The 18,218-nt window shown below is 52.4% G+C and carries 17 protein-coding genes; 13 read left to right on the forward strand and 4 right to left on the reverse strand.

Going from position 1 to position 18,218, the window contains the following annotated elements:
- Window position 1: 1 nt before the first annotated feature.
- The 3 genes from GQE98_RS06735 (at window position 2) to rpsD (ending at window position 2,365) form a co-directional block, all read left to right on the forward strand.
- Entirely contained in the window at window positions 2-763 is a 762-nt protein-coding gene (locus tag GQE98_RS06735; protein WP_161314922.1) for an RNA methyltransferase, read from the forward strand.
- Entirely contained in the window at window positions 744-1,652 is a 909-nt protein-coding gene (locus GQE98_RS06740; RefSeq protein WP_161314923.1) for an alpha/beta fold hydrolase, read from the forward strand. Before GQE98_RS06735 ends, GQE98_RS06740 begins: the two co-directional genes overlap by 20 nt.
- Window positions 1,653-1,747: 95 nt before the next feature.
- Window positions 1,748-2,365, forward strand: a complete 618-nt coding sequence (rpsD, locus tag GQE98_RS06745) for a 30S ribosomal protein S4 (RefSeq protein ID WP_161314924.1) — start codon at window positions 1,748-1,750, stop codon at window positions 2,363-2,365.
- A 67-nt stretch (window positions 2,366-2,432) separates the two neighbouring features.
- Here rpsD and GQE98_RS06750 read toward each other — a convergent pair whose 3' ends face one another.
- From GQE98_RS06750 to purM, 3 genes are all read right to left on the reverse strand, one after another.
- Window positions 2,433-2,726 (reverse strand): DUF202 domain-containing protein, encoded by a 294-nt coding sequence (locus GQE98_RS06750; RefSeq protein WP_161314925.1) that lies wholly within the window; start codon window positions 2,724-2,726, stop codon window positions 2,433-2,435.
- A 78-nt stretch (window positions 2,727-2,804) separates the two neighbouring features.
- Complete coding sequence (gene purN / locus GQE98_RS06755; protein ID WP_161314926.1) at window positions 2,805-3,464, reverse strand: phosphoribosylglycinamide formyltransferase; 660 nt, start codon at window positions 3,462-3,464, stop codon at window positions 2,805-2,807.
- On the reverse strand, window positions 3,452-4,534 hold the full coding sequence (gene purM / locus GQE98_RS06760; protein ID WP_161314927.1) for a phosphoribosylformylglycinamidine cyclo-ligase: 1,083 nt from the start codon (window positions 4,532-4,534) through the stop codon (window positions 3,452-3,454). The genes purN and purM overlap by 13 nt, the downstream gene beginning before the upstream one ends.
- Before the next feature lie 66 nt (window positions 4,535-4,600).
- Here purM and GQE98_RS06765 point away from each other — a divergent pair, with 66 nt between their 5' ends.
- The 8 genes from GQE98_RS06765 to GQE98_RS06800 all read left to right on the forward strand — a co-directional run bounded on the left by GQE98_RS06765 (window position 4,601) and on the right by GQE98_RS06800 (window position 13,161).
- The gene (locus GQE98_RS06765) at window positions 4,601-5,746 is read left to right on the forward strand and encodes a DUF2066 domain-containing protein (RefSeq protein ID WP_161314928.1); all 1,146 of its coding nucleotides are present in this window, start codon (window positions 4,601-4,603) and stop codon (window positions 5,744-5,746) included.
- Between the two features lie 11 nt (window positions 5,747-5,757).
- Complete coding sequence (locus GQE98_RS06770) at window positions 5,758-6,339, forward strand: CDP-alcohol phosphatidyltransferase family protein (RefSeq protein WP_202526135.1); 582 nt, start codon at window positions 5,758-5,760, stop codon at window positions 6,337-6,339.
- Window positions 6,336-7,427, forward strand: a complete 1,092-nt coding sequence (locus GQE98_RS06775; RefSeq protein ID WP_161314929.1) for an AI-2E family transporter — start codon at window positions 6,336-6,338, stop codon at window positions 7,425-7,427. Before GQE98_RS06770 ends, GQE98_RS06775 begins: the two co-directional genes overlap by 4 nt.
- A 1-nt stretch (window position 7,428) precedes the next feature.
- Window positions 7,429-8,103: an HdaA/DnaA family protein gene (locus GQE98_RS06780; protein ID WP_161314930.1), complete on the forward strand. Its 675-nt coding sequence runs from the start codon at window positions 7,429-7,431 to the stop codon at window positions 8,101-8,103.
- 4 nt (window positions 8,104-8,107) lie between these two features.
- Window positions 8,108-8,887: an SDR family oxidoreductase gene (locus GQE98_RS06785; RefSeq protein WP_161314931.1), complete on the forward strand. Its 780-nt coding sequence runs from the start codon at window positions 8,108-8,110 to the stop codon at window positions 8,885-8,887.
- A gap of 27 nt (window positions 8,888-8,914) precedes the next feature.
- A complete protein-coding gene (locus tag GQE98_RS06790; RefSeq protein WP_202526136.1) occupies window positions 8,915-9,343 on the forward strand; it encodes a DUF2147 domain-containing protein in 429 nt (142 codons plus the stop codon).
- A gap of 123 nt (window positions 9,344-9,466) precedes the next feature.
- Window positions 9,467-11,614: an RNA degradosome polyphosphate kinase gene (locus GQE98_RS06795; RefSeq protein ID WP_161314932.1), complete on the forward strand. Its 2,148-nt coding sequence runs from the start codon at window positions 9,467-9,469 to the stop codon at window positions 11,612-11,614.
- Window positions 11,615-11,649: 35 nt separating this feature from the next.
- Window positions 11,650-13,161 (forward strand): Ppx/GppA family phosphatase, encoded by a 1,512-nt coding sequence (locus GQE98_RS06800; protein WP_161314933.1) that lies wholly within the window; start codon window positions 11,650-11,652, stop codon window positions 13,159-13,161.
- Here GQE98_RS06800 and rnd read toward each other — a convergent pair.
- Window positions 13,148-14,299, reverse strand: coding sequence for a ribonuclease D (gene rnd, locus GQE98_RS06805; RefSeq protein ID WP_161314934.1), 1,152 nt, complete (start codon window positions 14,297-14,299; stop codon window positions 13,148-13,150). The two genes, GQE98_RS06800 and rnd, sit on opposite strands and share 14 nt — an antisense overlap.
- A gap of 204 nt (window positions 14,300-14,503) precedes the next feature.
- Here rnd and aspS point away from each other — a divergent pair, with 204 nt between their 5' ends.
- Window positions 14,504-16,288: an aspartate--tRNA ligase gene (aspS, locus tag GQE98_RS06810; RefSeq protein WP_161314935.1), complete on the forward strand. Its 1,785-nt coding sequence runs from the start codon at window positions 14,504-14,506 to the stop codon at window positions 16,286-16,288.
- Window positions 16,289-16,418: 130 nt separating this feature from the next.
- Complete coding sequence (locus tag GQE98_RS06815; RefSeq protein WP_161314936.1) at window positions 16,419-18,101, forward strand: EAL domain-containing protein; 1,683 nt, start codon at window positions 16,419-16,421, stop codon at window positions 18,099-18,101.
- Window positions 18,102-18,218 lie beyond the last annotated feature (117 nt).

The following is an 18,218-nucleotide window of genomic DNA, read 5'->3' on the forward strand; positions in this document are numbered from 1 at the left end:
AATGTCCTCTGAACCCATGCCCGCGATCATTCTCGTCGAACCGCAAATGGGGGAGAATATCGGCGCAACGGCGCGGGCCATGCTTAATTTCGGGCTGACCGACCTGCGTCTGGTAAGCCCCCGTGATGGCTGGCCAAACGAGCGGGCGGTTGCCATGGCCTCTCGCGCGGATATTGTGCTGGAGAATACCCGGGTTTTCGAGACAACCGCCGAGGCCATTGCTGACCTCAACCATGTCTTTGCGACAACGGCACGGACCCGGGATGTGATCAAGAAAATTGCAACACCACGCGCGGCGGCAGCTGAACTTCGTGCCCATGCAGTTGCCGGGTCACAAACGGGAATCCTGTTCGGCAAGGAAAGTGTTGGCCTCTCGCGGGAGGATGTCACGCTAGCTGACAGTATTATCTCGGTGCCGCTCAATCCCGATTTTTCCTCCATCAATCTGGCGCAGGCCGTTTTGCTGGTTGCCTATGAATGGTTTCAAACAGGTGATGCGACGCCGCCGGTTCAGGTCCATAACGAGGAACGCCCGGCCAACAAGGCGGAGCTCTCCCATCTTTTTGACCGGATCGAGCGGGAGCTGGATGCCCGCGGATATTTTGATCCGATTATGCAACGAAAACATGTTATTCTTCAGAACATGCGGAATATGTTCCAGCGGCTCGGGCTGATGGAATCCGATGTTCGGGCCTTTCAGGGCATTATCAAGGGCCTGACGATGAAACTGAAGGATAAGAACAATGACAGGGATACGCCATAGCAGGGCCAAAGTCGGCGATATTACCCTCCATTATGCGGAATGCGGCGCGGAGAATGACACCCTTGTCCTGATGCTCCATGGCTTTCCGGAATTCTGGTACTGCTGGAAGGATCAGCTTCCCGTTCTCGGCGACAAATACCATGCTGTTGCCCCGGACATGCGCGGTTATAATCTCTCCGACAAGCCCGAGGGGGTGAAATCCTATCATATTCGCCACCTCGTCAGTGATGTTGTTGGACTTGCTGACCATTTGGGACAGGAAAAATTCTATCTTGTTGCCCATGACTGGGGCGCCGCCATCGCCTATGCGGTTGCCATCGCGCATCCAGAACGGATCAAGGGTCTTGTTATCCTTAACGGGCCGCATCCCTATATTTTCGCTGAATTGCTCAGCAATAATGACGAACAGATCGCCCACAGCCAGTATATGGCCTTTTTCCAGAAGCCCGGCGTCGAGAACAGGATGCTGAAGGATAATGGGAAGTGGCTGATGGACTGGACCTTCAGGGCCCATATCGACAAGGGCCAGATGACGAAAGAGGATGAAGATGCCTACCTTGCCGCATGGACTCAACCCGGGGCGATGACGGCGATGCTGAATTACTACCGTGCTTCACCTCTTGTGCCCGCCACGGAAGAGACAAAGGGCAGGGGCTCTGGCCTTGACCCGCAGAAGTTCAAGGTTCATGTTCCGACGCTCGTAATTTGGGGAGAGGCAGACCACGCGCTGATCAAGGCGAACCTTGTTGGGCTAGAGAATGTCATCGATGACCTGACTATTAAACGGCTCCCCGATGTCACCCATTGGGTCACGCATGAAGCCCCGGAAACAGCAGCCAATGAAATCCTGGCCTTTGTGGACCGGCATGAGGGCGAAAAACAGCCATAATCGCTTGACAAGCCAGTGTTAGTTTCTATTATGCGCGCCTTGTGCAGGCCTCGTCGGTGTGCCTTTTTCCTGAAATTGAAAACTGGATCAAGTTAATGAGCAAAAGAATTCAAGCTAAGTATAAAATTGACCGCCGCATGGGCGAAAATATCTGGGGTCGCCCAAAGAGCCCGGTTAACCGCCGCGAATACGGACCGGGCCAGCATGGCCAGGGTCGTCGGGGTAAAATCTCCGACTTCGGTATTCATCTTCGCGCGAAACAGAAGCTTAAAGGCTATTACGGCAATATTACTGAAAAAAGCTTCCGCCGGCTGTATGCAGAAGCCACCCGCCTTAAAGGCGATACATCCGAAAACCTCATCGGTCTGCTGGAACGGCGCCTTGACGCTGTCGTATACCGCATGAAATTCGTGCCGACCGTTTTCGCAGCCCGCCAGTTCGTCAACCATGGCCATGTCATGGTCAATGGTAGGAAGGTCAATATTTCCTCTTACCAGGTGAAGCCAGGTGACGTGATCGAAGTCCGCGAGAAATCAAAGCAGATGGGCTTGGTTCTGGAATCCGTTGACAGTGCGGAGCGGGATATTCCGGAATATATCGAGGTTGATCACAAAGCCATGAAGGGAAGCTTCAATGCTATCCCCAAGTTGGCTGACGTGCCTTATCCGGTCATGATGGAACCGAACCTGATCGTCGAATATTACTCACGTTAAGGTATACCAATACAGAAAAGCCGGAGCGCTTCGAGCCTCCGGCTTTTTTTATGCCTGAATGGAAGCGCTATAGTCCGCCGTCACGTTTTTCCTCATTAATGGATTTCTTGACCCGGTGATAGTCATCGACCCCAATGAGCACACACATTGCGGCGATTGGCAGAAGCGCCCATCCCACGTATGTGAGCCAGCCATCCTCGAGCAGCTTGAGGAGTACTATCGAGGCCGCGGTCAGGCCAATAGCCGTCCTGATATAGGCCATCAGGGTGCGCCGGTTGGCAAGCTCGGTCCGGTGGACCGCGAGTTTGAAGGTGTCGACATTTCGCCGGTCTCTGGCGTTTTCTAGCTGTTCATCTGTCATACGCCGTTAACTTCACCTCAAATTACCAGTGGCGCAACACAAAAAAGAGAAATTTTTCGCCGTAAATGTCCGAAGAATTCAACGGGCTTTAAAGGTCGGGTTTATGAGGGAACGGGATTCTTCTTCCGCACGTTCTATAATGACGCGGGAGCCATGGATTTTGACCCGGTTTTCGGCGACCAGCTTGAGGGCGAGCGGGTAGACCTTGTGTTCCTGCTCCAGAATTCGTGCCGCGAGGTCTTCGGGCGTATCTTCCTGCAGAATGGGAACAGCCGCCTGGGCGATAATCGGGCCATCATCCATCTCCGGGCGGACATAATGCACGGTGCAGCCGGTAAAACGCGCGCCGGATTCGATCGCCCGTTCATGCACATGCAACCCTTTGAACGCGGGGAGAAGGGACGGGTGGATATTTAGAATGCGATCCCGCCAGCGGTTGACAAAATCTGCGGTCAGCAGCCGCATAAATCCTGCGAGACAGATCAGGTCAACATCCAGATTTGTCAGATATTGGGTGATTTCGGACTCGAATTCCTCACGGCTCTCGAAGTCACGGTGATCGATGGTGCGTGTCGGGATACTGTTGTCAGCGGCAAATTTCAGGCCGGCAGCCTCGAGGTTATTGGAAAGCACGCAGCATATCTCGGCTGGAAAGTCCGGTGTCTGGCACGCCCGGACGAGAGATTGCATGTTGGTGCCACGTGAGGAAATAAAAACAGCTACTTTCAGCTTTGCCACGTCTCTTCCAATTCTGAAATAATCACTTGCTCGGTTCCCTCGGGTGCCTTTACCAACTCCCCGATTGTGAAGACCGTTTCGCCAGCAGATTCGAGCATGGCCGACGCGGCCGCTGCCTTTTCCGCAGGAACAACAACGACCATGCCAAGGCCGCAGTTGAAAGTCGTGGCGAGCTCACGCGGCGCAATATTGCCAAGCTCGGCGAGCCATTTGAACAGAGGCGGCAAGGGCCAGCTTTTTACATCGATCTTTGCCGCAAGATTTTTTGGCAGCACGCGCGGGATATTCTCATATAGGCCCCCACCGGTGATATGCGATAACGCGCGGATATGACCGGCGCGTACCGCCTCGAGGCAACTTTTTACATAAATTCGTGTTGGCGCGATCAGCGCATCGCCGAGCGTAATTGTCTCATCAAACGGGGCAGGGGCCGCATAATCGAGCTTGAAGTCAGCAACAATTCTGCGCACCAACGAAAATCCGTTTGAGTGCAGCCCGGAAGAGGCAAGACCGAGAAGGATGTCGCCTTCCTTCAGGTTGTCGGCCTTCAGAAGCTGATCCCGTTCCACCGCACCAACGGTAAATCCGGCGAGATCATAATCACCCTTGGCATACATGCCCGGCATTTCCGCCGTCTCCCCGCCGATCAGGGCGCAACCGGCCATTTTGCAGCCCTCGGCAATGCCGGCAACTATATCCCGTGCCGCCGAGACATCAAGACCGCTCGTCGCAAAATAATCGAGGAAAAAGAGAGGTTCCGCACCCTGCACGACCAGATCATTCACGCACATGGCGACAAGATCAATGCCGACAGTGTCATGGCGGTCCATGTCGATGGCGATTTTTAGCTTTGTGCCAACGCCGTCTGTCGCGGAAATCAGAAGAGGATCCTTGAACCCGGCGGCTCTTGGATCGAAAATGGCGCCAAACCCGCCCAGATCGGCGTCTGCACCAGACCTGCGCGTGGCCGCTGCAAGGGGTTTTATGGCCTCAACAAGTGAGTTTCCGGCCACAATATCAACACCCGCATCTTTGTAGCTGTAACTTTTTTTGGAGCTATCGGTCTTCATAAGTTATGCTGCACCCGATTTTATGACTATGATCGGGCCAACATACTTTTTTTCCAGTGGTTTGCAATGACGGATACACAGCTAAATCCAATCTTTTCGCGCTTCATCGCCTCGGCAATTGTGGTTTTTTGTCTGGCGGGAGGTATTTCTGTGGGCCATGCCGCCGATAGTTTCTACGTCGTGCGGGATATTGGCGTTGATGAAACGGCGTCTTCCGCGGCGGCGGCGCGCACTGTTGCCGTACAAAAAGGGCAGAAACGAGCCTTTAATGCCCTGTTACGGCGCCTTGTACCCGAACCTTATTACAACAGCCTGCCGGTCCTTGATGATGCGGCCATCACACCAATGGTGGCCTCTTTTCAGGTTGCCAATGAACGCACCTCTGCCAAGCGCTATCTCGCTGATTTGACGTATGAGTTCAAGCGTGACGATATTCGCAGGCTGCTACGCATGAATTCACTGCCTTTTTCCGAATCTTTCGGCAAACCGGTTCTTGTCCTGCCCGTCTTTCTGGCGGATGACCGCGCTTATCTGTGGGATTACCCCAATCCCTGGCGGACAGTCTGGGTGGATATTATTGATTATGGCCTGCGTCCGCAGGAGCCGGACGCCCTTCGTGATGACTGGGCCCAGCCGTTCTTGCGTCCGGTTATTGTCCCGGCTGACAGTCTTGAGAATATGAAGGCCATAAGCGTCCAGCAAGCTCTGAACATGGATGTTGTTGCGCTGGAAAAGCTTCAAAAAGATTATGGAGCAGCGGAATTACAGGTCATTAGCGCGGCCGTACGAACCGATTCCGATGGCACCTTGTTTCTTGATGTAACGCAGAATGTTATCGGGCAGAACGCTCCGGCCGCTTTACAGACATATAAGGGCAGCGAGGATGAGGAAGGGTTGATGCAAAGCGTTGTCTTCGATCTGCTCGGACGGTTACAGGAAGACTGGAAACGGCAGAATGTGCTTGATTTCAGTGTTGAAAACATCCTTGCCGTTACCACAAGAATCGGCAATCTCGCCGATTGGCTTGCGGTTCAGGAAAAAGTTCAGGGTCTTTCCGCCGTCAGCGCGACAACGGTAAAGGATCTAAGCGTCAACAGTGCGTTCTGGCATATTCGTTTTGTTGGCAGCATGGATCAGTTGGTTGCAGCGCTTGATCGAAGAGACCTTGCGTTGGTGGATCAGGGCGGTTATTGGACACTTAATCAAAAATAACCGGTTACTCTTTGAGTTTGTTTGTTAATCATGGCTTGGGCTCTAATTTGAATATCCCCAATATAATCACACTGATCCGCATGATTATGGTGCCGATTATTGTCTGGTTGATTCTCGCAAACCAGATGTATGCGGCCTTTATCGTGTTTTTGCTTGCCGGAGTGTCCGATGCACTCGACGGGATGATTGCGAAGCAGTTCAACCTGATAACGCCGCTTGGCACATATCTGGACCCACTTGCCGACAAGATTTTGCTGGTCTCGATCTATGTCACGCTGGGTATTCAGCAGGACCTGCCAAGCTGGCTGGTTATCCTGGTGGTAAGCCGGGATATATTAATTGTCGGGGCGATCCTCCTGTCCTTCCTGCTCGCGTTAAATCTGGCCATCGTGCCCTCAATGCTCAGCAAGCTAAACACCTTCTGCCAGATTATCCTGGCGGCATTTGTGCTTGGGGACAAAGGGTTGCAGACAGGATTTACCGAAGCCATTGAACTTACTGTCTATATCGTGGCGCTGACGACAGTCCTTTCAGGGCTTGCCTATATCCTGCAATGGTCGCGACAGAATAGCGAGAAGGCGCAGAATCTATGACGTTAAAGCAACAGGTGAGATTTTGGGCAATTGCTCTTGTCGCCTTTATTCTCTTTCTGGTCCTGCTCAGCAATATCCTGCTGCCCTTCGTTCTCGGGATGGCAGTGGCTTATTTCCTCGATCCCGTCGCGGACCGCATGGAAGCTGTGGGAATTAACCGCACGGCGGCCACGGCAATCATTATCGGGCTTTTCCTTGTTCTGGTGATTCTCTCCATCATTCTCCTCGTGCCGGTCATAATCGACCAGATTCTTGGTCTTTTGAACAACCTGCCGGGCTATTACCAGAGTCTGCATGATTTCTTCCTGCCGATCATTGACCGCTTTATCGACATCCCGGCGCTGCAGGAAAATGACGAACTCAAGAAAACGATCGCGCAATATGTGGGGGAGGCGGTCAAGGGCCTTGGCTCGCTGTCTAAGAATATTGTGGGCGGCGGGCTTGCGGTGGTTAATATGATCACGCTTCTGGTTATTACCCCGGTCGTCGCCTTTTATCTCCTTCGGGACTGGGATTACATCGTTGACCGGATTAATGGTTGGCTGCCCCATAAAAATGCGCTGCAAATTCGTAAGTTGGCGGGTCAGATCGACGATGTTCTGGCGGGTTTTGTGCGGGGGCAGTCGACAGTCTGTCTGGTGTTGGCGATTTATTATGGCGTTGCCCTGATGGCCACGGGGCTTGAATTTGGGCTGGTCATCGGGATCGTGACGGGGCTGATTTCCTTCATTCCCTTTGTTGGCGCAATTATCGGTTTTGTCGCCTCGGTTGGGGTGGCGCTGTTTCAGTTCTGGCCGGATTTCGTCATGATCGGGGTTGTCGGCGCGATTTTCGTTGTTGGGCAAATCCTCGAAGGCTATGTGCTTACCCCCAATCTGGTGGGCGAGAAAGTCGGGCTGCATCCGGTCTGGGTCATGTTCGGCCTGCTCGCGGGTGGCAGCCTGTTCGGCTTCGTCGGGGTGTTGATCGCCATTCCGATGGCGGCAGTAGTCGGGGTCCTCAGCCGTTTCGCGATCGAGCAGTATCTGCAAAGCCCGCTCTACGGCGCGCCACCACCGGTAGATCCGGACAGTACGCCTGAGGATTAACATGCAACCCGCTCAAATTCCTATGAACTTTCAGTTTCGCGCCGCGACGGGCCGGGAGGATTTCCTGGTGACACCTGCGAATGAGGACGCGGTGGCCTGGATTGATAAATGGCCCGACTGGCCGATGCGCTCTCTTCTTCTGGTGGGACCGTCCGGGTCCGGCAAGACCCATCTCACCCAGGTCTGGCAGACCCGGAATGATGCTCAAATTATCGAGGCGGGAAAGCTTGATCATCTCGGCATAGAGGAAATCAGCCGGCTCGCGGCTGGACCGCTGGCCATTGAAGACATCGGGCCGGGACTAAAAGAAGATATATTGTTTCATCTTTTCAATCTTGTACAGGAGAAAGGCGGTAGCCTGCTTCTCACTGCGTTGTCGCCTCCGGGTGCCTGGGGTTTGACGCTCGCCGATCTTTCTTCCCGTCTCGGAACGGTGCCCATTGGCCGGATTGATGAACCCGATGATGCGCTGTTTGCGGCGCTCGTCGTCAAGCTTTTTTCTGACAGGCAGCTTGCCGTTACGCCGGATGTCGTTCAGTATATTGTGCAGCGCCTGGAACGGTCATTTGCCGAAGCCCGGCGATTTGTGATGCGCCTCGATAACAGCGCGCTTGCCAAAAAACGAAAAATTACGATTTCGCTACTCCGCGAGGTCTTCAAGGAAGAGCAAGGGTAGAATAATGGATCTAGGAATTTCAGGAAAATGGGCGATTGTCTGCGCCTCCAGTAAAGGGCTTGGTCGCGGCTGTGCGGAGGCCTTGGCCGCCGAGGGCGTTAATCTCGTGATTACCGCCAGGACCCAAAGCACATTGGAGGAAACCGCCGATTATATTCGAGGGAAATGGCCGGTGGAGGTCAAGGCAATTGCCGGGGATATTACATCGGTTGAGGGGCGGGCAGAAGTGCTGGAGGCTTGCCCGGAGCCGGATATCCTCGTCAATAATGCGGGCGGTCCACCGCCCGGCGATTTTCACGATTGGACACTTGATGACTGGCAGAAGGCGCTAAACGCGAACATGCTGACCCCGATTGAGTTGATCAAGGCCACGGTTGACGGGATGCGGGCGCGCAAATTCGGCCGTATTATCAACATCACCTCAAGCGCGGTGAAGGCACCCATTGACATTCTTGGCCTTTCCAACGGTGCGCGGGCCGGCCTGACAGGTTTCGTCGCCGGCATAGCCCGTAAGACCGTGATCGATAACGTGACCATCAATGCGCTGTTGCCAGGTCCTTTCGATACAGACCGCTTGCGCGGTAATTTTGAGGCTGTCGCCAAGTCTAGTGGTCGGTCTATTGAAGAAATCCGCAAAGAGCGTGCCGCGGGTAATCCTGCAGGGCGTTTCGGAACAGCGGAGGAATTCGGGGCGGCCTGCGCCTTTATTTGCAGTGACAAGGCGGGCTATATCACCGGCCAGAATATATTATTGGATGGTGGTGCATTCCCGGGTACATTGTAAGGCCATTTACGAACAAGAGGAGGTAATATGCGCATTCAGTTTACATTTTTTAGTCTGCTGATCGCCCTTCTGTTTATGACCTCGCCGGCACGGGCAGACGCCATTGGCGTCTGGTCCACCGATGAGGGAAAAAGTCACGTAAAAATAGAGCCTTGTGGCGATAAGCTTTGCGGCAAGATTATCTGGCTGAAGGAGCCGAAAACCGAAAAAGGGATCGATAAAACGGATAAGAGGAATGAGGATGCGGCGCTACGGGGTCGAAAAATTGTCGGTTTGGAACTGATAAGCGGTTTTGTTCCGGATGGTCCCAATGAATGGGATGACGGGAATATCTACAACCCGCAGGATGGCAAGACCTATTCCTCATCAATGACCTTGGTCAAACCCGATACTTTGGAAGTAAAGGGCTGTTTATTGATGTTTTGCAAAACCCAGACCTGGACAAAAGTTCAATAAGAGTATCGTTTTTGGGGTAAAGGGAGAACCGGTCGCAAAAATATTCGATTTTGTCATAATTCGTTGATGTAAGCCCTATATCCTATTTGGAGAATATCATTTACGAGCGGAACAGAGTTAAATATGTCGACAAACCTTGAAAGCGTGGAATTCAATCCGTCGGATCTTCTCAAGAGCCCGGAACGGTTTATTAACCGGGAGCTTTCATGGCTTTCCTTTAACGGACGTGTGCTGGAAGAATCGGCAAACACCGCCCATCCGCTGTTTGAGCGCCTGCGTTTTTTGTCTATTTCCGCCACGAATCTCGACGAATTCTACATGGTTCGTGTCGCTGGCCTCTGGGGTCAGATCAAGGCTAACATCAAAGCCATCAGTGATGACGGATTGACCCCAGCGCAACAGTTAGAGGAAGTTGACCGTAAGGCCAACCTGTTGATGGCGGAACAAACGCTGCGTTGGAACGAGCTAAACAAGGAGCTTCGTGAGAAGGGGGTTTCTGTCCTTTCCCCGAAGGAACTGACCAAACAGGAGAAAGTCTGGCTTAAAGATTACTTCAAGCACCAGATTTATCCGGTTCTGACCCCCATGGCGCTCGATCCGGCACATCCGTTTCCGTTTATCCAGAATCTTGGCTTTGGCATGTTTCTGGAGCTTGTGCGTAGTAATTCTGAACGCAACCTGAAAGCCCTTCTTCTCCTGCCGCAGGCCCTCGACCGATTTGTCCGTCTTCCGGGATCGAAAATCCGCTTTATCAGTCTTGAAAATATCGTGATGCTTTTCCTCGACCATCTCTTTCCCGGTTATGAGGTGGCCAAACAAGGAATGTTCCGCATCGTTCGAGATAGCGATATCGAGGTAGAGGAAGAGGCGGAAGACCTCGTACGCCTGTTTGAAAGCGCCTTGAAACGCCGCCGCAGGGGGAGCGTGATCCGCCTTAAGGTGGACAAGGAAATGCCCCAGCAGTTTATCGATTACCTGATCAAGGAGCTTGAGCTTGATGAGCGGGCGCTGATCATAACCGATGGAATTCTGGGCCTGTCGGATACCTCAAAACTGATCACATCGGACCGACCGGATCTTTGTTTCAAGCCATACACCCCCCGCTACCCGGAGCGGGTGCGGGATGCCGGCGGGGATATATTCTCCGCAATCAGCAACAAGGATTTCATTGTTCATCACCCCTATGAAAGTTTCGACGTCGTTGTTCAGTTCCTGAGGCAGGCAGCGGCGGACCCTAATGTGGTGGCGATCAAGCATACCTTGTACCGGACGTCTGCGAACTCCCCTGTGGTCAGCGCCTTGATCGAGGCCGCGGAGTCCGGAAAATCCGTTACCGCCCTGATCGAGCTCAAGGCGCGGTTTGACGAAGCTGCCAATATCAAGTGGGCACGAGATCTTGAACGGGCAGGGGCCCAGGTTATTTATGGTTTTATTGACCTGAAAACCCACGCAAAAGTTTCCGTCGTTGTACGTCGGGAAGGCCAGAACCTTAAAACCTATATGCATTTAGGTACAGGCAACTACCATCCGATCAATGCGACGATTTACTCAGACCTATCCATGTTTACGACAGATCCACAGTTGGCGAAGGATGTGTCGCTGATGTTTAATTATGTAACCGGATATGCAAAACCGAAGGGGTTGGAAAAACTGACGTTGTCTCCCTACAGTTTGCGGAACCAGCTGATTGAACATATCAAAGAGGAAATCGACCATGCGAAGGCCGGCCGGCCGGCGGCAATCTGGGCCAAGCTTAACGCACTCGTCGATCCGACCATTATTGACATGCTCTATCAGGCTAGTAACGCCGGTGTTTATATCCGTCTCGTCATTCGCGGGATATGTAGCCTCCGTCCCGGAATCAAGGGCATGTCGGAGAATATTCAGGTCACCAGCATTGTCGGGCGGTTTCTCGAACATTCGCGCATCGTCTGTTTTGGTAATGGCAACAAAATGCCTTCCGACAAGGCAAAGGTCTTCATTTCCTCGGCTGACTGGATGCAGCGCAGCTTTGATCGGCGGGTCGAGACTCTGGTGCCTGTCACCAATGAGACTATTCATCGTCAGGTGCTCGACCAGATTATGGTCGTCTGCCTGAAAGATAATCTGCAGAGCTGGAAACTCCTGAAAAACGGAGAGTATGAGCGCATTTCCGCAGATGGTGAGCAATTTTCTGCCCATAATTATTTTATGACCAACCCGTCTTTGTCTGGACGCGGCAAAGCTTTACTTGTAAAGGAACCTGTACCCAAGCTTGTACCACCAAGCTAGGAAATTGGTTTTCGTATTCCGGGTGTTAGGGTTTTATGGAAGAACGGGATAGAGATCTGGATCCAGCTGTCAAGCTGTCGGATCGATCTACTGCTGTAATCGATATCGGGTCAAACTCGGTCCGGTTGGTTGTTTTTGATGGGCCCCAACGGGTGCCTCTCCCCAAGTTTAATGAGAAAGTCCTTTGCGGACTTGGTAAGGAGCTCGGCACGACCGGACGCCTTGGTGACAAGGCAATGGCGGACGCGCTCTCTGCGCTCCGACGCTATGCCGCGCTGGTTCACCATATGGGGATTGAACGGGTCATGGTCGCCGCGACGGCAGCCGTTCGAGAAGCCGAAAACGGCTCCGAGTTTGTCTCTGCAATCGAGCAGGAATGCGACCTTAACGTACAGGTGCTGAGCGGAAGACAGGAGGCGCGATATTCCGGACTGGGTGTCCTTTCAGGAATGCCCCACGCCAATGGCCTTGCCGGGGACCTTGGCGGTGGTAGTCTGGAACTGGTGGAAATCTCGGATTTTCGAATCAATGAAACGGCAACACTTCCCCTCGGTGCGCTCCGATTATCCTATATGGACATGCCGGAGAAAAAACTTCGTAAATTTATCAACAAGAAATTTGGCAAGGCAGACTGGCTACAGGATCTTTCCGGACGAGATTTCTATGCCGTGGGTGGCGCCTGGCGTGTGCTGGCCCGTTATCATATTTTCAAGAACAACCATCCGCTCAACATCATCCATAACTATCGTCTTACCTTGGCAGAAATGACCGAGCTCATCGACGAGATACTCGGTATGAGTATCCAAGAGCTTTATGACGCCAACGGCATCCCCAAATCCCGTGCCAATACCATGCACACCGCAGCCATTATCATGCAGGAACTGCTAACAATAACGGCGCCGAATAATATCTTCTTCTCCGGAAACGGACTGCGCGAGGGAATGCTTTTTTCCGAACTTAAAAAATCCGTCCGTCGCCGCGATCCTTTGCTCGATGCCTGTCGTGACATGGCCGCGGCGGAAGGACGTTTTGCCGAACATGGTGAGGAGATTTTTGCCTGGCTTCTTGATTTGCTTAGTGATGTCGATGAAAAAGGCCGGCGGCTGACCCTTGCCGCGGCAACGCTTTCCGATATTGCTTGGTGGGCCAACTCTGATTATCGTGCGGCACAGGCCTTCCGTCGGATTTTCCGTGCGCCTTTTAACGGGATTGGCCATCGCGGGCGTGCCATGGTCGCGCTGTCTGTCTACGCCCGCTACAAAGGTGATTTTTCCGGCCCCGCAACCGATGACAGCCTCCGTCTCCTTACGGATGAGGAAGCGAAAGATGCACTGACAATAGGGCTCGCACTCCGGCTTTCCCATACTTTGAGTGGCGGGACAGTTGGTATTTTATCCATGACGCAGCTTGAGACGAACTCAACGACGATTACGTTGAAAATTCCAAAGTCTCTCTCGGTGCTTGTCGGGCATCATGTTGTTAATCAGTTTGAAGCACTCGGCGCCAATCTTGAGGTTGAACCCGTAATCGAGTTTATTCCAGATTAATAATCTTGATTTTTCCGCCCTCGGAGGAGAGGGCGATCGCGCCATTCTTGAGTTTGAGGGCATCCTCGCCGAAAATACGGCGGCGCCAGCCTTTGAGCGCCAACACATCGGCATTATCATCCATGGCGATCTTTTCAAGATCCGCCATGTTACAGACAAGCTTCTGGGCAACCTCATTTTCTTCGCAACGAAGTTTCAACAATACCCGCAAAAGCTCCATTAGCGGCCCTATGCCCTTGGGCGGGGGCGTTTTCTTTTTAAGTTTCGGGCATTGATCGGCTGGCAGGCTCATACCTTCTTGTATGGCGTCGAGCAGACCGCGTCCCATTTTTCCTTCGGCGAATTTATGCCCGATCCCGCGGACATGCGACAGGGATTCCGAATCCTTGGGCGGATTGGAGGAAATCTCAATCAAGGCCTCATCCCGCAGAACCCTGTTACGGGGTATATCCTGCAAATGCGCCTGCCGCTCCCGCCAGGCGGCGACAGCCTGCAACATGCCAAGAAATTTCGGGTGATGATTCCGCGTCTTGATCCGCGCCCACGCATTTTCTGGCGGAATATAGTAAGTCTCCGGGGAACGGAGTATTTCCATCTCGGACATAACCCATTCTTCACGACCGCGTTCTTTGAGCTTATTCGACAGGAATTTATAGACATCCCGGAGATGAGTCACATCTGCTTCCGCATAGGTGAGCTGACGGTCGGAGAGGGGGCGGCGGGACCAATCAGTGAAGCGAGAGGATTTATCAATCGATTTATTGGTAATTTTCGAGACAAGCGTGTCATAGCCCACGGATTCGCCAAATCCACAAACCATTGCCGCGACCTGGGTGTCGAAAATCGGTTTCGGCACCTCCTCATTGAGGTGATGAAAAATCTCCAGGTCCTGGCGTCCGGCATGAAAGACTTTCAGGACGTCCTCATTCTGCAGTAAGCGGAACAGGGGTTGAAGATCGATGCCCTTCGCCATCGGATCAACAATGGCGGATTCGGTGTCTGTCGCGAGTTGGACCAGGCATAATATCGGCCAGAAGGTGCTTTCGCGCAGAAACTCCGTATCGATGGTGAAATAGGGGAACTTTTCAAACCGGGACACAAGATCTTCAAGGTCCGCCGTTGTCGTTATTATCTGCATTACACTTACGTGCCCTTTCCCAACAAAACACGTCCGGGGCACCCAAACGCTACTTGTTACATTGCAAATCACATTATCAGGGCAAGATAGCCTATAATTCTCGATAAAGGAAGGTTGGCGGCAGGCGAAAAACCATGTAATACAAGCGCTCATTGTCAAATTCGGTCCAAGACGGACCTTGAAGATTTTTTTAAGAGAGTATCGATGCATAGCTACCGAACCCATACTTGCGCGGAATTGCGCGAGAGTGATGTTGGAAAAACCGTCCGGCTGTCTGGCTGGGTTCACCGCAAGCGCGACCACGGTAATCTTCTCTTCGTTGATTTGCGCGATCACTACGGCATTACCCAGTGCGTGATCGAACATGATGTCGCCAACTTTGAGTCGGTGGAAAGCGTCCGTTCGGAGAGTGTCATCACCATTACTGGTAAAGTGGTGGCCCGAAGCGCGGAAACGACGAATGAGAACCTGCCGACAGGCGCGGTCGAGGTGGATATTGAGGAATTCACGCTGCAATCCGCAGCAGAGGAACTTCCCATGCCGGTTTTCGGTGATCAGGAATATCCGGAAGATATCCGTTTGCGTCACCGTTATCTCGATCTTCGGCGCGAAAGGCTGCATCAGAATATCGTTCTCCGCTCCGAGATTATCTCGTCTTTGCGCGAGAAAATGCGCGGGCAGGGATTTCAGGAATTTCAGACACCAATCCTGACCGCATCCTCACCGGAAGGCGCGCGCGACTTCCTCGTGCCGAGCCGGATGCACCCTGGCAAATTCTATGCCCTGCCGCAGGCACCGCAGCAGTTCAAGCAGCTGATCATGATGTCGGGCTTTGACCGGTATTTCCAGATTGCGCCCTGTTTCCGCGATGAGGATGCCCGCGCGGACAGAAGCCCCGGCGAATTTTACCAGCTCGATATCGAGATGGCCTTTGTAACGCAAGAGGATGTCTTCGCCGCGGTAGAGCCGGTCCTGACCCAGGTATTCCAGCAATTTGCAGGCTCCCGCAAGGTCGTCACGCCATTCGAGCGTATCCCGTTTGATGACGCCATGCTGAAATACGGCACCGACAAGCCGGATTTACGCAATCCGATTATCATCAGTGATGTGACGGAACCCTTTACCGGCTCCGGTTTCGGCCTTTTTGCCAAATCGATTAATGCTGGCTCCATTGTCCGGGCGATTCCGGCACCAGGCGCCGCCGATCGGCCGCGCAGTTTCTTTGATAAAATGAACGACTGGGCCCGAAAGGAAGGGGCCGGAGGTCTTGGGTATATCATCTTCAAGGATGGTGGAGCGAAGGGCCCCATCGCCAAAAATCTTGACGAGGAACGCATTGCCAAAATCCGCGAAATTACGGGTGTAGGTGAGGGGGATGCTGTTTTCTTCGCTTGCGACAAGGCGGCCGGCGCCGCTGATCTTGCTGGCAAGGCCCGCGTGCGTATCGGCGAGGAGCTCGATGTTTCGGAAAAGGATGTCTTCCGCTTTTGCTGGGTCGTTGATTTTCCGATGTATGAATATGACGAGACGGAAAAGAAGATCGATTTCAGCCATAATCCCTTCTCCATGCCACAGGGCGGCTTGGAAGCGTTGGAAACCATGGATCCGCTTGCCATCAAGGGTTATCAGTATGATATCGTTTGTAACGGGATCGAGTTGTCATCCGGTGCCATCCGGAATCACCGCCCGGACATTATGATGAAGGCCTTTGAAATTGCCGGATATGATCCTCAAGTTGTGGAAGATCGATTTGGTGGCATGTTGAACGCCTTCCGCTACGGCGCACCGCCCCATGGTGGTATTGCTCCGGGAGTAGATCGGATTGTCATGCTGCTCGCTGATGAGCCCAATATCCGGGAGGTAATCCTGTTCCCGATGAATCAGCAGGCGCAGGATCTGATGATGCAGGCTCCGGCGGAAGTACCGCTGAAAAACCTGCGTGAATTGCATGTCCGCTCGGTTTTGCCGAAGCCAAAATCGGAAGAATAAAAGATTTTATCGCTGAGAAGATTAAAAACCCGCCATTCGGCGGGTTTTTTGTGTTTTTTTTAGTTATTTTTCAGATTTGTTAATAAATCAACGGCTAATCTTACCCAAGTATTAACCAAAAGGTTGCACGGTGGCACAGGATAATAAACTAGATACATTGCGGGCTGAAAAGGAGCGTTTTGTTGCTTTTTCTTTTGCCGCAGCAGATTTACTGATCGAATTGGATGGCAAGGGTGTTGTTGTTTTTGCCTCCGGTGCCGCGAAGGGATTGACCGGCGTGGATATGGGTGACCTTAAGGGTCTGCCTTTTGTCGATCTTGTCGCGCAGCAGGATAAAGGCGTTATCAGCAATATTCTTGACGGTATGAAGGAAGGGGATCGCATTACCCCTGTCGTCACGAGAATGGATAAGACCAGCGTTTCCGCCATTGTCGGAGCTTGCAAACTTCCGCGAAATCATGGGCATGTCTTCCTTGCCCTGAATATCTCCAGTATGGCATCGACACGCTCCGGCTCGGAATACCGAGACAGCGAGACAGGGCTTCTGGATCGCAAAGATTTTCTGAAACTCGCTGACCAGCAGATGGCTGCGGCCGCGGACGCGGGCCAGCAGACGGAATTGACGTTACTGCAGTTAAATGGATTAAAGGATATGCAGGAACGCCTTGGCGATGATGCAATGGGAAATGTACTGGACAAGATTGGAGTACTCTTGCGCCGCTATTCCCTGGGAGGTGATTCCGCCGGACGACTCGACGATGACAAGTACGGTGTCATGCACAGCGCATCAATCGACGGAAAAGCCATTGAAGATAAAATATCCGAACTTACCAGCGAAATGGACCCCAAAGGCGGTCTTTCAATACAAAGCAGTACAGTTGATCTTCTGAAAGGGGCATTATCCGCCACCAATGCGACGCAGGCGTTGATGTATGTGGTAAATCGTTTTGTTGACAGCGATGCGGAAGATTTCAATATCAAATCGTTGGCTGAGGGGATGGATAACCGTCTGGAAAAAACGATGAGCCGCATGTTGGCGCTTAAATCTGTTTTCCAGAACTACAAGTTCAAGCTGGTTTACCAGCCAATTGTCAAAATTGTTGATAAAGATATCCATCATTACGAGGTTCTTACCCGTTTCAAAGACGGGGAATCACCGTATGAACCGGTAATCTTCGCTGAGGAAACCGGCATTATTCAGGATCTGGATCTCGGGGTTGCACAAAAGGTCAAGACCAAGCTCCTGGAAATTCAGAAACGCGGGGATGTTCTCCCGAAACTGGCGATTAATATTTCAGGTTATTCCCTCGATTCCGACGCCTTTATCGACAGTTTGCTTGCGCTTTATAGTGATAATGAGGAAATTCGCGAGAGTATCGGGCTGGAGATCACGGAATCCAGTCAAATCAAGGATCTGGATCGCGCCGAAAAAATTATACAGACACTGCGCGGAACCGGGATGGAGGTCAGTCTCGACGATATGGGCTCCGGGTCCGCCTCGTTCCAGTATATTCGCGCATTAACGGTCGACTACATCAAGATAGACGGCAGCTATGTCAAGGAAGTGCTGACCAGCAAACGGGATGCGGCAATCCTGAAGGCGCTGTCCCGGCTCTGTCAGGATCTGGAGATCGGCACAATTGCGGAAATGGTGGAAACGAAGGAACAGCTTCACGTTCTCAACGTTCTCGGTGTCAACTATGGTCAGGGCTGGTACTTTGGGAAACCACAGCCTGATATTGATACCAAACGAAAAACCCGGCCAATTACCAAAAACCTGAAGCGGAAGGGTTTTGCCACAAGTTGGAGCTAAAAAAAAAGAGCATGTCTCCGGAGACATGCTCTTATTAGGGAGTAAGACAAAATAGGTTTAGCAATCCTGAAAGTCCTGAAACACAGTACTTTCTAACCCTTACTCTACGTAAATTTA

The organism is Sneathiella litorea (assembly GCF_009882915.1).
Lineage (GTDB): Bacteria > Pseudomonadota > Alphaproteobacteria > Sneathiellales > Sneathiellaceae > Sneathiella > Sneathiella litorea.

Bases quoted from the DNA above. Each gene is read 5' to 3' on its own strand.
- GQE98_RS06735 (WP_161314922.1), top strand. From the start codon at position 2: ATGTCCTCTGAACCCATGCCCGCGATCATTCTCGTCGAACCGCAAATG.
- GQE98_RS06740 (WP_161314923.1), top strand. From the start codon at position 744: ATGACAGGGATACGCCATAGCAGGGCCAAAGTCGGCGATATTACCCTC.
- rpsD (WP_161314924.1), top strand. From the start codon at position 1,748: ATGAGCAAAAGAATTCAAGCTAAGTATAAAATTGACCGCCGCATGGGC.
- GQE98_RS06750 (WP_161314925.1), bottom strand. From the start codon at position 2,726: ATGACAGATGAACAGCTAGAAAACGCCAGAGACCGGCGAAATGTCGAC.
- purM (WP_161314927.1), bottom strand. From the start codon at position 4,534: ATGAAGACCGATAGCTCCAAAAAAAGTTACAGCTACAAAGATGCGGGT.
- GQE98_RS06765 (WP_161314928.1), top strand. From the start codon at position 4,601: ATGACGGATACACAGCTAAATCCAATCTTTTCGCGCTTCATCGCCTCG.
- GQE98_RS06775 (WP_161314929.1), top strand. From the start codon at position 6,336: ATGACGTTAAAGCAACAGGTGAGATTTTGGGCAATTGCTCTTGTCGCC.
- GQE98_RS06780 (WP_161314930.1), top strand. From the start codon at position 7,429: ATGCAACCCGCTCAAATTCCTATGAACTTTCAGTTTCGCGCCGCGACG.
- GQE98_RS06785 (WP_161314931.1), top strand. From the start codon at position 8,108: ATGGATCTAGGAATTTCAGGAAAATGGGCGATTGTCTGCGCCTCCAGT.
- GQE98_RS06790 (WP_202526136.1), top strand. From the start codon at position 8,915: ATGCGCATTCAGTTTACATTTTTTAGTCTGCTGATCGCCCTTCTGTTT.
- GQE98_RS06795 (WP_161314932.1), top strand. From the start codon at position 9,467: ATGTCGACAAACCTTGAAAGCGTGGAATTCAATCCGTCGGATCTTCTC.
- GQE98_RS06800 (WP_161314933.1), top strand. From the start codon at position 11,650: ATGGAAGAACGGGATAGAGATCTGGATCCAGCTGTCAAGCTGTCGGAT.
- rnd (WP_161314934.1), bottom strand. From the start codon at position 14,299: ATGCAGATAATAACGACAACGGCGGACCTTGAAGATCTTGTGTCCCGG.
- aspS (WP_161314935.1), top strand. From the start codon at position 14,504: ATGCATAGCTACCGAACCCATACTTGCGCGGAATTGCGCGAGAGTGAT.